Source organism: Kushneria sp. Sum13 (genome assembly GCF_052692355.1).
In genome coordinates this window covers 2818742-2831323 of record NZ_CP199847.1, presented here as the reverse complement: position 1 = coordinate 2831323, position 12582 = coordinate 2818742, and the positions used below count along the sequence as shown (strand labels likewise).

At 61.5% G+C, this 12582-nt stretch carries 12 protein-coding genes and 1 tRNA gene; 4 read left to right on the top strand and 9 right to left on the bottom strand.

Annotation, left to right across the window (positions count from 1 at the left end):
* Positions 1–13: 13 nt before the first annotated feature.
* Positions 14–937: a LysR substrate-binding domain-containing protein gene (locus tag ACUN8C_RS13160; protein ID WP_445619616.1), complete on the top strand. Its 924-nt coding sequence runs from the start codon at positions 14–16 to the stop codon at positions 935–937.
* A 55-nt stretch (positions 938–992) separates the two neighbouring features.
* Here the strand turns inward: ACUN8C_RS13160 and cynS are convergent, their stop codons facing one another.
* From cynS to ACUN8C_RS13135, 5 genes are all read right to left on the bottom strand, one after another.
* Positions 993–1436 carry a cyanase gene (cynS, locus tag ACUN8C_RS13155; RefSeq protein ID WP_445619615.1) on the bottom strand — a complete coding sequence of 148 codons (444 nt, stop codon included), beginning with the start codon at positions 1434–1436 and terminating at the stop codon, positions 993–995.
* Positions 1437–1531: 95 nt separating this feature from the next.
* The gene (locus ACUN8C_RS13150) at positions 1532–1978 is read right to left on the bottom strand and encodes a hypothetical protein (RefSeq protein ID WP_445619614.1); all 447 of its coding nucleotides are present in this window, start codon (positions 1976–1978) and stop codon (positions 1532–1534) included.
* Position 1979: 1 nt separating this feature from the next.
* Positions 1980–2381, bottom strand: a complete 402-nt coding sequence (locus tag ACUN8C_RS13145; protein WP_445619613.1) for an NUDIX hydrolase — start codon at positions 2379–2381, stop codon at positions 1980–1982.
* Between the two features lie 64 nt (positions 2382–2445).
* The gene (locus ACUN8C_RS13140; protein ID WP_445619612.1) at positions 2446–3525 is read right to left on the bottom strand and encodes an AbrB family transcriptional regulator; all 1080 of its coding nucleotides are present in this window, start codon (positions 3523–3525) and stop codon (positions 2446–2448) included.
* A gap of 50 nt (positions 3526–3575) precedes the next feature.
* Positions 3576–4394, bottom strand: coding sequence for an amidohydrolase family protein (locus tag ACUN8C_RS13135; protein ID WP_445619611.1), 819 nt, complete (start codon positions 4392–4394; stop codon positions 3576–3578).
* Between the two features lie 137 nt (positions 4395–4531).
* Between ACUN8C_RS13135 and glnE the strand changes: the two genes are divergently transcribed.
* Entirely contained in the window at positions 4532–7477 is a 2946-nt protein-coding gene (gene glnE, locus ACUN8C_RS13130; protein ID WP_445619610.1) for a bifunctional [glutamate--ammonia ligase]-adenylyl-L-tyrosine phosphorylase/[glutamate--ammonia-ligase] adenylyltransferase, read from the top strand.
* Positions 7478–7543: 66 nt separating this feature from the next.
* Here glnE and trhO read toward each other — a convergent pair whose 3' ends face one another.
* On the bottom strand, positions 7544–8503 hold the full coding sequence (trhO, locus tag ACUN8C_RS13125; protein ID WP_445619609.1) for an oxygen-dependent tRNA uridine(34) hydroxylase TrhO: 960 nt from the start codon (positions 8501–8503) through the stop codon (positions 7544–7546).
* 271 nt (positions 8504–8774) lie between these two features.
* Between trhO and ACUN8C_RS13120 the strand changes: the two genes are divergently transcribed.
* Positions 8775–9647 (top strand): D-amino-acid transaminase, encoded by an 873-nt coding sequence (locus tag ACUN8C_RS13120; protein WP_445619608.1) that lies wholly within the window; start codon positions 8775–8777, stop codon positions 9645–9647.
* Positions 9648–9784: 137 nt separating this feature from the next.
* The gene (locus tag ACUN8C_RS13115; RefSeq protein ID WP_445619607.1) at positions 9785–10309 is read left to right on the top strand and encodes a GAF domain-containing protein; all 525 of its coding nucleotides are present in this window, start codon (positions 9785–9787) and stop codon (positions 10307–10309) included.
* A 46-nt stretch (positions 10310–10355) separates the two neighbouring features.
* Here the strand turns inward: ACUN8C_RS13115 and ACUN8C_RS13110 are convergent, their stop codons facing one another.
* The 3 genes from ACUN8C_RS13110 to ACUN8C_RS13100 all read right to left on the bottom strand — a co-directional run bounded on the left by ACUN8C_RS13110 (position 10356) and on the right by ACUN8C_RS13100 (position 12462).
* On the bottom strand, positions 10356–11234 hold the full coding sequence (locus ACUN8C_RS13110) for an MBL fold metallo-hydrolase (protein WP_445619606.1): 879 nt from the start codon (positions 11232–11234) through the stop codon (positions 10356–10358).
* 147 nt (positions 11235–11381) lie between these two features.
* Positions 11382–11458 (bottom strand) — tRNA-Pro (locus tag ACUN8C_RS13105).
* Between the two features lie 65 nt (positions 11459–11523).
* Positions 11524–12462 (bottom strand): polyprenyl synthetase family protein, encoded by a 939-nt coding sequence (locus ACUN8C_RS13100; protein ID WP_243409122.1) that lies wholly within the window; start codon positions 12460–12462, stop codon positions 11524–11526.
* Positions 12463–12582 lie beyond the last annotated feature (120 nt).

The window sequence follows — 12582 nt, the reverse complement described above, 5'->3', positions numbered from 1 at the left end:
CGAGCGTTATTTCATGTCTGCACGTCATGCGTTGCCGCCTCTGAACTGTCTGCGCGCCTTCGAGACGGCGGCGCGCCTTGCCAGCATTACCCGGGCCAGCCACGAGCTGGCCCTGACCCAGAGCGCCGTCAGTCGGCAAATTCAGCGGCTGGAAAGTGATCTGGGCCAGCCTCTTTTCGAGCGGCAGCTGACCGGGCTGGCCCTGACCGATACCGGCGAGCGCTATTATCGGGTTGTTCAGCGCACCCTGCGCGAGCTGGGCGAGGCCAGTGCCGAAATCCGTCGTCGTCCGTCGGAGCAGAGTCTGACCATTGCCTCGTCGCCCACTATTGCTTCTTTCTGGTTGTCCCGCCAGCTGAGCGGCTTTCAGGCGCACTACCCGGACATCAGCATTCGCATGCTCATCATCGAGGACCCCAATCGACTGGAGCCGGGCGAATGCGACCTGGGGGTTTATTACCATCTGCAGGGGGAAGTCGATCCGGTGGGGATGACAGCAGAGGCGCTCTTTGATCAGGAGCAGGTCGCCGTGCTGTGTTCACCGACCTACCTGGCCCGTGAAGGCAGACCGGAAAGCGTCATCGAGTTGCTTGAGCGTCATGTGCTGATGGTGGTGGAGGACCACTATCATGACTGGCTGACCTGGCAGTGTTGGTGTGAAACGCTGGGGGAGAAGTGGCGCACGCCAGCGCGGACGCTGTCTGCCAACAGCTATCAGCTTTTGATGAATGCAACGCTTGCCGGTCAGGGCGTCACCCTGGGCTGGACGTGTCTTTTTGAACACGAACTGCAGCAGGGGCTTCTGGTAGAGGCACTTGAGACCCATATTGAAAGTCGCGGGCGACTGTCGCTGTTAACGCCCGGACAGTCGCAGATGACTCGCGCGGCCGGCCTGTTCAGGCAGTGGCTGATGGCACCAAACGGCGATACGTCTTGATCTGTCCGGCGCTGACCGCGCCGGGAACACCGACGCGGCTGGGATCAGCGAGCGGCTACCAGCTCTTGTAGGGCAGGAACTTGCCATTCATGGTGATTTTGACCCGATCACCCCTTGGATCTTCCTCGCGTTCAACATCCATCGAGAAGTCGATGGCACTCATGATGCCGTCACCAAATTTTTCCTGAATGACATCCTTGAGCGTCGGTCCGTACACGCCGACCACTTCGTAAAGGCGATAGATCAGCGGGTCCTGTGGAATGGCGCCATCCCAGGTCTTGGTTGGATAGGCTTTCAGTGCTTCGATAAGCGCATCATCTTCAAGCCCCAGGGCGCTGGCGATCCCTTGAGCGATGTCGGGCGGGGCGCTGTTCATGCCGTAACAGACAGACGCCACCCAGACCGGAGACCGGCCCACGGCTTCGCCCAGATCGTCCCAGCTCATCTTCTGACGTGCCCGGGCGGCCATCAGGGTGTGGTGCATCTCAATCTTGTCCATGCCATGACACTCTTGTTGGATGTTGGTGGGTCACCTGACAGCTATACCACTGCATGCCAATCACAACCAGTGGCGGCTCAGCGTGAGGCGTTTTCTCAAGACTCGATCAGCAGCGCCAGCGCCGGCATGACCTGCAGCTCGATGGCCGGGTCGATCATGTTCTCGGGGGGCGGTGACAAAAGCGGTGCCCAGGCCATGACCTGATTGGTGTCGCGTTTCAGCCGGGCCTGACCCAGGCGGGCCACATAGACTTCCAGCATATCGAGGCGGCCTTCGTCGTCAGGCGCGGCAAAGCGGCCCAGCCAGGCACTGTCCGCGACCGGCGAGTCCTCTGCAAACAGCGTCGTCTGAAGCCCTGTCACGGCGTTCGTTAATGCGCTGTCGTCGGCGTCCCGGCCAACGCAGGCCATGGGCAGGCCATAGCGTGTCTCGGGCGTGTGACGTACCAACAGGACCTCGTCACGGGCGCTGAGAAGGGCCAGGGCTACATGGCGCCTTGGCGAGCGCCGCTCAGTGATTCCAGAGGTGTCGTTATCTGTCATGTCAGGCAAGCCGTTGGCGCAGTGCCGGCAGCACCTCGTCAATGAGCAGGGGCGCAAGCGGCCGCGTCTCGTCATCGAGGGCCATCCAGCAGATCTCCTCGAGTTCGCCGCAGGCCTGAGGCGTGCCGGCCATCTCTTCGATCATGAAGACATCTGCATCGACATGGGTATCGGGCTCGTTGGCGGCCCGGGTGCGAAAGCGCCCCAGCATGGCCAGCTCACCTTCTCCGATCGAGGTGCCCAGCTCCTCCTGGCACTCTCTGGCCAGTGTGATCAGAGGCGTCTCGCCGTGCTTGGGCTTGCCGCCGGGCAGCATGAAGTGTCGGGTGCCGCGCTTTCTGACGACCAGCAGGCGTTGCTTTTGATCGAGCAGGCAGCCGGCAATAACGTGAAGGGTAGGCATCGCAGGTGACTCCGAATAGCTCTGTATGGATAGCGGGACCAGCCCCGGATGCGCTGATCATGGACTAGTGTGGATGTGCCGAGGGTTCACGGGCAAAGCGGGCAATAAAGCGCGCCATGGACGGCCCGATGAGCACCACGGTAAACAGCCTCAGCGCCTGCAGGGCGGCCACGATCGCCACATCGGCGTGGGTGTCGAGTGCAATGATGGTCATCGAGTCCAGTCCACCGGGGCTGGTGGCCAGATACAGCGTCAGAAAATCGCTGTGCATCATGGGCACCAGCATCAGCGCAGAAAGGGCACAAAAGGCGATCAGCATGATCGATGCCAGCAGCATCCACTTGAAGGCGTGCATGACGTTGCGGATGGTCTGGCGATCAAAGCGCAGACCCACATAGATGCCGATACAGGCGTAGGCAGCCTCCAGCAGCGGCAGCGGCAACTGGATGTCGATGACTCCTGAGACCTGTACCACGGTGCCCAGCAGCATCGGGCCCAGCAGGGCGCCGGCCGGTAGCAGACGGTCACAGACGAGGATGCCCACGGCAATCAGCGCCATTGAAACCGACAGCGCCAGCAGGCCATGAAGATCCCATGTCATGCCATGAGAAGGGGTGTGGTCGGTTTCCGAGACGCCCAGAAAATGGCTGACCAGCGCGCCGGCCATGATCACGCAGATCACGCGCACATACTGCATGGTGGCGACAATGCGTGGGTCGGCGTTGGCCTGCTCCGACATGGCGACCATCGCCGCTGCCGCCCCAGGCGTGGTGCCCCAGGCGGCCGTGGTGCCGGGCAGCCCGCCGTAGCGCACCAGCAAAATGCCGACCACGGTGCTGAGCACCAGCGTCACTGCGGTGGCCAGCATCATGGCCGGCCAGCTCTCGGCGATGGTGGAAAGCACGGTCAGCGTCATGGCCTGGGCGATCAGCAGTCCGATGACGCCCTGGCCTGACTTGAACAGTACCCGTGGCAGTTTCAATCCGCCGATCATGACCCCGAAAACAACGGAAACCACCATGGGGCCGATCAGCGCGCCGGCCGGCATGTGCACCCGCTGGAGCAAAAAGCTCGCCAGGGCACAGGCACTCAACAGCAGCATCCAGCGAAAGGGGGAAGAGGCAGGCAGGCGATCGGCAAGCAAGGTAGTCAGGCTCCGGCAACAGACAAAAGGCGAGAAAGGATAATACGGTATCAGGCCACGCTGTCACTGCCGCGCGGCCGGTAAAGAGCCACGGCGTTGTCATGCAGGGCCAGCATGGCGTTGGTATCGCCCAGCGTGTTGTGCAAAAGCTCGATATCGCCCTCCCTGAAGGGGCGTGGGGCGCGCGTGCCCGGCAGGTCGGTGCCAAAGATCAGGGCATGCGGATTGATATCGGCAATGGCGGCAAGCGTTGCCGGGACATCCAGTGAGACACGCCCAAAGCCTGTGGCCTTGACGTGTGCGCCTGCCTCAACGAGTGCCAGAAGGGTTGGCAGGCCCTCCTGCGACAGCCCCAGATGATCGATGACCATCGCCGGCAATGCGCGCAGCAGGGTCAAATGGGGCGCAAGATGCCGGGCATCGGCGTAGATCTCGCAGTGCCAGCCGACCATGTCGAAAACGCGTCTGGCCTGGCGGATCATGGCGCCGATATCCTGGCGGCCCCCCCGCCTGAGATTGAATCGAATCGCGCGCACGCCGGCTTCGTCGAGTTCGAGCAGCCGTGCATCGCTGATGTCGTCGGGCAGCTGTGTCACGCCAACAAAATCACCCCCGAGTGCTTCCAGGGCTGCCAGCAGATAGCTCTGATCCGTGCCCTGAAAGGAGCCGGAGACGATGGCGCCGCCGCGAATATCCAGCCCGCGGGTGGCCTTTTGATAATTCTCGACGGTGAAGGGGGCAGGTCGGTATCCCTGGTTATCGATCAGGGGAAAGCGAGGGTCGATGATATGCAGGTGCCCATCGAAGCAGCCATGCGGCTCACGATGGTCGTGACGGTAGTGTCCGGTGAAGGGGATAATCTCAGCCATGGCAACTCCTTGAGCATCCAGCGATCGCGAGACAGCGCGTTTCGTGTCATGAACAGACAAGACAAGCATGCGGGGTGATGGCTCCGACTGCAATCTTCGTTATGCTGACAGGTAACGGATCAAAGAGAGGCCCTTCCATGTCCCTGCAAGCTGCCCTGACGGGCCTGCCTGAAGCACTGCAGTCTCAGGCACGTCGTACCCTTGAGACATTTGATGAGGCCTTGCTGGCACGTTTGGGCGAAGAGCGCCTGCGTGAACTGGTCACGACCATCACGGCCAGCGATTTTGTGGCCCGGGCCCTCTCACACGATGGCGTCATGCTTGACCGTCTGCTGTCACACGAAGAACTTGTCGCCGCTCCTGGCCGGGATACCCTGGAAAGCTGGCTCGACAGGGCGCTTGAGGGGGCGGCCACTGAAGCGGATCTTCAGCGGATACTGCGACGATTTCGACGCGAGCGCATGGTGGCGATCATCTGGCGCGATCGTAACGATTACGCTGATGCCTGGGGCATCGCTGCTGCCGTGTCGCGGCTGGCCGAGGTCTGCATGGAGGCGGCGCTGCGCTGGCATGAAAGTGCCATGGCCGAGCGCTATGGCAAGCCATCACCGGACAGCGACGGCCGGCCCCAGCGGATGGTGGTGCTGGGCATGGGCAAGCTGGGTGCCGGTGAACTCAACCTCTCCTCTGATATCGATCTGATCTTCGCCTATCCCGAAAAGGGCCAGACGCATGGGGGCGAGCGTCCGCTGGAACATCAGGAGTATTTCACCCGACTGGGCCAGAAGGTTATCGCCTCGCTGGATGCGATCACGGCCGACGGCTTTGTCTTTCGCGTCGACATGCGCCTGCGCCCACTCGGGGATGGCGGGCCATTGACCGGCAGCTTTGCCAGCATGCTGTCCTACTACCAGAGCCAGGGGCGTGAGTGGGAGCGCTACGCCATGCTCAAGGCGCGTCCGGTGGCCGGCGATCTCGAGGCCGGTCAGCGACTTCTGGTCGAGCTGCGCCCCTTCGTCTACCGAAAATACATCGACTTCGGGGCGATCGAATCACTGCGCGAGATGAAGGCGTTGATCAATCGCGAGGTCAGGCGACGCGGCCGCGAGGATGACATCAAACTGGGGGCCGGCGGCATTCGCGAGGTCGAGTTCGTCGTTCAGGCCTTCCAGCTGATTCGCGGTGGCCGGGTGACCGAGCTGCAGACGCCTTCACTCAAGCGGGCACTGGCAGAGCTTGAGCGTCTTGAAATCATGTCGCGTCATGACGTGCGTGCCCTGCAGGCCGACTATGTCTTTTTGCGCGATCTCGAACATGCCCTGCAGGGGCTGGAAGACCGTCAGACCCAGTCGCTGCCCGATGAAGATCTTCCTCGCGCCCGCATCGCCTTTGCCATGGGCCATGAGCACTGGGAAGGGCTGGTAGCGGATCTTGATGAGGTGCGCCGCCGGGTGCGTGAGCGCTTCAATGAAGTGATCGCGCCGCCTGAAGAGGAAGATCACGAGCTGATCGAGGCCGGCGCGCTGGAAGAATGGCGAGCGCTCTGGCAGGAAGCCTTTGACGATGAAGCGGCGATCGCGCTGCTGTCCGAGTCCGGCTTTCGCGACCCGCCCCGGGCTCGCGAACGGCTTCTCAAGCTGCGCCATGGACGCGCCGTGACCGGCATGCAGCGTATCGGTTTTGAACGCCTTGAAGCACTGATGCCGGTACTGCTGTCCAACGTGGCGGCCACCGAAACCCCCGACATTACGCTGGAACGGGTGCTGGCGCTGGTAGAGTCGGTCCTGCGCCGCACGGCCTATCTGTCGCTTTTAAAGGAAAACCCCGACGCACTGACACAGTTTGTCCGCCTGTGCAGTGCCAGCGCCTGGATCGGCGAGCAGCTGGCCCGCTATCCGGTACTGCTCGATGAGCTGCTGGATCCGCGCAATCTCTATACGCCCCCCGAGCGCAGCGAGCTCGAAGACGAACTGCGTCAGACCCTGTCACGGCTGCCCCCCAATGACGAAGAGAGCCAGCTCGAGGCGCTGCGCCTGTTTCGTCATGCCCGCGTGCTCAATGTGGCGGCCGCCGATGTGGCGGGTGCGCGCCCGCTGATGGTGGTCAGCGATCATCTGACGATGATTGCCGAAGTCGTGCTGGAAGCCGTCGTGCAGCTGGCCTGGCAGGGGTTGACGGCGCGCTATGGCTACCCTCGTCGCCGCGATGGCAGTCATGCCGGTGCCGACGACGTCGATTTCCTGGTGGTGGGCTATGGCAAGCTCGGGGGGATCGAGCTGGGCTACGGTTCCGATCTGGATCTGGTGTTTCTGCACGACGCCGACCCGCGCGGCAGTACCAATGGCGCGCGCAGCCTCGACAATCCAGTCTTCTATGCCCGCATGGGCCAGCGCATCATTCACATGCTGACCACCACGACGCCGGCCGGCGTGCTCTATGACGTGGACATGCGCCTTCGACCGTCAGGCAATTCGGGCCTTCTGGTGTCCTCGCTGGAAGCCTTTGCCGACTATCAGCGCCGTGAGGCCTGGGTCTGGGAGCATCAGGCGCTGGTGCGCGCCCGGGGCGTGGCCGGCAGCACAGCGCTGGCGCGTCGTTTTGAGGAGATTCGTCTCGAGACGCTTTCCAGCGAGACCGATGTGGACACCCTCAAGCGGGAAGTGGTCGCCATGCGCGAGAAGATGCGCCAGCACCTGGGCAGTAGCCCGCAATCGCGCAGTGCCGGCTGGTTTCATCTCAAGCAGGATCCGGGCGGCATGGTCGACATCGAGTTCATGAACCAGTTTGCGGTGCTGGCCATGGGGCACCGTGAAAAGGCGCTGCTGACCTATACCGATAACATGCGCATTCTGGAAACGCTGGAATCGTCCGGCCATCTACCGTTTGAAGGGGCCGAAAAGCTCAGGCGTGCCTGGCTTGCCTATCGCGATGCCAGCCATCGCGCGGCATTGACCCGCTCCGGCTCGCTGGTCCCCGAGGCCGGGTTCGTCGAGCACCGTGACGCCGTGCGAACCCTCTGGCAGCGTTATCTGGAACCCGAGAGCAGGGAACCCGAAAGCACCGAGAAGCCGTCCGAGTCTTGAAAGACGCAGGGGTCGCCCACCCGGGCGGTCCGGGTGGGCGGCCAGAACATGACGCCGACGCGTGACTCAGGAGGTCTGATCGATGCGCGGGTCGCGTCCGATGGGATGGGCCTCTCCGCGCGCCTTCGCCAGTTCGATCTGACGCTGGCGTTCGCGGGCACCTGCGCGGGTCTTTTCAGGGAGGTTGTCCCAGCAGTGCGGGCAGCTGATGCCTGGTTCGTAGTACTCGGACTGCTGGTCCTCGGCGGAGATGGGCCTTCGGCAGGCATGACACTGGTCAAACTCGCCTTCGCTGAGGTCATGGCGCACAGTCACCCGGTTATCGAAAACAAAGCAGTCGCCGCGCCAGCGGGAATCCTGCTCGGGCACCGTTTCCAGATATTTCAGAATGCCACCCTTGAGGTGATACACCTCTTCAAACCCCTGCTCCAGCATGTAGCTGGACGCCTTTTCACAGCGAATGCCGCCGGTGCAGAACATGGCGACCTTCTTGTGCTTTTCGGGGTTGTAATGCGCCTTCACGTAGTCGGGAAACTCGCGAAATGAGCGGGTTTTTGGATCCACGGCGCCTTCAAACGTGCCGATCTCGACCTCATAGTCGTTACGCGTGTCGATCAGCAGCACTTCGGGATCGCTGATCAGGTCGTTCCACTGCTCGGGCTCGACATAGGTGCCCACGCGCCGATTGGGGTCCACACCGTCCACGCCCAGCGTCACGATCTCACGCTTGAGCTTGACCTTGGTACGGTAAAACGGCTGCTCCTGCGCCCGGGATTCCTTGTGTTCGAGATCCGTCAGCCGTGGATCGCTTCTGAGCCACGTCAGCAGCGCATCAATGTTGTCTCGTGTGCCGGACACGGTGCCGTTGATGCCTTCCTCGGCCAGCAATAGTGTGCCCTTGACGTCATTGGCGCGCATGGCCTCGAGCAGCGGCTCGCGAAGCGCTTCATAATCGGGCAGGGAGACAAACTTGTAGAGGGCAGCCACCACGATGGGGCCCTCGTCGGGTAGATCAGAGGGTGTCATGCAATTCTCCAGGCAGTCGCCCTCGCAAGGGGCGGACCAGGGGGTGTTACAGCCCCGAATGGACTGCGGCGCGTATTTTACGCATCCGACCGGCCGGTTGCACCTCCCGGCCCGGGTGTCAGGTGTGGCTGGCGGAAACGCCGCGCGCCGGTCGCATCGCGCAGCCCCCCGGCAGCACTGATATGATCAGGGCACCGGGTCATGCAATGATCTGACAACAACGCAATCCCTGCGCGCTTATGGCGCAGGACAACGTACAGTGGAAGGGCTCATGTCTCGAACAGTCTACGTCAATGGCCGGTACGTACCGGAAAGCGAAGCCAGCGTGTCAGTGTTTGATCGCGGCTTTCTGTTTGCCGATGGTATTTATGAAGTGACGGCTGTCCTCAATGGCAGACTGGTGGATTTCGAGGGGCACGTGGCGCGTCTGCATCGCTCGCTCAATGAGCTGAACATGCATCTGTCGCTCAACGACAATGCCCTGCGTGATATTCACCGTCAGCTCATCGATAAAAATGGTCTGCAGGAAGGGCTGGTGTATCTGCAGGTCACCCGTGGCGTTGCCGACCGGGACTTTGCCTACCCCGATGCTCAGACGCCGGCCACCCTGGTGGCCTTTACCCAGCAAAAGTCGATTATCGACAGTCCGCTGGCCGAGCGGGGCCTCAAGGTCATCTCCCTGCCGGACATGCGCTGGGGGCGACGCGACATCAAAACCGTGCAGCTTTTGTACCCCTCCATGGCCAAGATGGAAGCCAAAAAGCGCGGGGCCGATGATGCCTGGCTGGTGGATTCGGGGCTGGTGACGGAAGGCTCTTCCAGCAATGCCTGGATTGTCGATCATGACAACACGCTGATCACCCGCGAGCTATCGCGGTCGCTTTTGCACGGCATTACGCGCCGGACCATCATGCAGCTGGCGCAACAGCATGACATGAAGGTCGAAGAGCGCGGCTTTACCATCAAGGAGGCGCAAAACGCTCGGGAAGCCTTTATGACATCGGCCACGTCGCTGGTGTATCCGGTGGTGTCGATCGATCAGCGCTCGATAGGCGAGGGGCAGCCGGGAGAGATTGCCAGAGCCCTGCGCCGTCTCTATATCGAGACAAGCCTTCAGGTACTGGATGCCCAGAAGCAGACATAGTCTTGGCTTAAAATGCTTGTGTCGCGATTCAGTTACGCGCCGCCCGGTCGATACAAAACGCCATGGAGTGTCGTGTAATGGAATTGAGCGCGCCGGGAAGTCAAAAGTCGCAGGCGCTGCTCTTGAGGAGCGTCAACGTGCCGAATCGATACAGGCATTGGAAGCAGGAACAGGAAAGGCGGCGGCTGGCCGCGTTGAAAGGGCTCGGGATACTTGAAACGCCCCGTGAGGAGCGTTTTGACGTCATTACCCGGCTTCTGGCACGTGATTTTGACGTGCCGATTTCCATGATCTCGCTGGTGGACGACAAGCGGGTCTGGTTCAAGTCGGAAGTCGGTCTGGAAGGTATTGAGGAGGTTTCCCGAGAGATTACCTTCTGCAGCCACGCGATCGAGGCAGACCATATTATGGTGGTCGAAGACGCCATGGCGGATCAACGCTTTTGTGATAACCCGCTGGTCACCGGTGAGATGGCGCTGCGGTTCTATGCCGGCGCGGTGATTCGGTCATCACACCGAGAGCCGCTGGGCGCGGTATGTATCATTGATCACAAGCCGCGTCAGATGACCTATCGCGACCGGCGCCAGTTGATCGACTTTGCCAACCATGTGAGCGCGCAGATAACGCTCAAACAGGGGCGCCTTCGCGATAGCGATGATTGAAACGATATGAGAATGCCCCAGCCATGGTCGGGGCATTTTGCTGATATCAGGGGGTGGGCGACCAGACGTGGGGCAAAAAGCGATAGCCCTGCGTGTCTTCCACAATATGGCCGATACCGGGGAAGTCCAGATGGTGGCCGGCCACCATGAGTTTTTCCTTCGCGACTCGGACAAGGATGTCCTTGCGTGTTGCTACGGCCCGTTCCCCGTCGACATCGAATAAAACGCCGGCATTGGGTTCAGGGAGCTGAATGTGCGGCAGGTGGACGATATCCCCCCACAGCAGCAGCCGGTCGCTGCCGGATTCGATCAGATAGCCGCTGTGTCCCGGCGTATGGCCAGGCAGGGCCACGCGGGTGACGCCGTCCATCACCTGATCACCGTCGATACGCTCTATCCGGTCACGATTGATCTCAAGCACGCGGTGTGCCACGTCAAACTGCTGGGCAAACATGTCGGAGGCATCGGCGGGTGCCTGCTGCTGCCAGAAATCCAGCTCTTCGCCCGGTACCAGAATGCGTGCATTGGCAAAGGCCGGTTGATCGTCTGACGTGATCAGCCCGCCGATGTGGTCAGGATGCAGGTGCGTCACCAACACGGCATCAATGGCATCAGGCAGCACGCCGATGTCAGCCAGCCCCTGAGACAGGCGGGCACCTTCGCCATCGGCCAGTGCACCGAAGCCGGTGTCCACCAGCACGCGCTGATCACCAATATGCAGTAGATAGGCGTTGAGGGTGATGCGCGGCGGGTTGGGGCGCAGGCTTTGGGCCTGAAGCGTTTCGGCGCGCGAGGCGTCAACGTGCTGGATCAGCTCCAGTGACCCCTGCATATAGGCATCCATCAGCGTGGTGACGATGATCTCGCCGACGCGCAGGTGATGGACATTGGCAGGCTGCTGATCGGGAAACAGGCTATCGCTCACGGGACCTCCAGTCATGAATATCGATGGGGCCAGCATAGCGCGTCGCAGGCAGATCGCCAGCCCCGGGCGTGTCAGCATCTGATCCGGCCAGATGGAAATTCGCCCATAAAAAAAGCGCCTGTCGGTGAAGACAGGCGCCTTGAATACTGGTCGGAATAGCAGGATTCGAACCTACGACCTCTGCCTCCCGAAGGCAGCGCTCTACCAAGCTGAGCTATATTCCGAGTGTCATGAGCTCGTCATGACGGTGCGCATTATACTGCGTGTTTCAGGTAATGCAAGCCCCTGATCAGGCATGACGATCCACGGCCTGTCGAACCAGCAGTTCCAGACTTTCGCGATACGGCGATGGCGGCAGCAGCGTGAGCTGCTCGAGTGCGAGATCCACCATCTCATTGGCGCGCTGACGGGTGTACTCCAGTGCGCCGGTATCCCGCACGATGGCCAGTACTTCATCGAGATAGGACAGTCCGCCTTCACTGATGGCGCGACGGACCACGTTGGCCTGCGCCGGGCTGCCCACGACCATGGCGCGAATCAGGGGCAGGGTCGGTTTGCCCTCGGCAAGATCATCGCCCACGTTCTTGCCCATCTCGCTGGCATTGCCCTGATAGTCCAGCAGATCATCAATGAGCTGAAAGGCCAGTCCCAGATAGCGGCCATAGAGCTTGAGTGCCTCGACCTGTGCCTCGGTGCCATCAGCCACCATGGCGCCGGTATGGGACGCCGCTTCGAACAGCATCGCGGTCTTGCCCTGGATGGTGTCGAAGTAGGCGGCTTCGTCAATGTCGGCATTGCCGATATTGGTCAGCTGCAGCACTTCGCCTTCGGCGATGATGGAGGTGGCGTTGGAGAGCACGGCCATGATCGGCATCGAGCCGACCTCGACCATCATTTCAAACGAGCGCGAATAGAGAAAATCGCCGACCAGTACCGAGGGGGCATTGCCCCAGGTGTCGTTGGCCGTGGCGCGACCGCGGCGCAGGTGGGATTCATCCACGACGTCATCATGCAAAAGCGTCGAGGTATGCATGAATTCGATCAGAGCCGCCAGCGTGATGTGCTGCTGGCCTTCATATCCCAGTGCCCTGGCCGATAGAAGGGCCAGCAGAGGGCGAACGCGTTTCCCGCCGCTTTCAATAATGTAGTTGCCGATCGTTTCGATCAGGGGAACATGGGAGGCAAGCTGCGCGCGAATGGTGCGGTCAACAGCTGCAAAGTCTTCCATGACGGGTTCATGGGTCCTGGAAACGCTGGGTGAAACGACTTGGCTGTTCACAGTGAACCTCGGGCTTCTATTCCCTGCAGGCATGGGCCCGGGCCGGCAGGACAACAGGGGGGCTTGGGT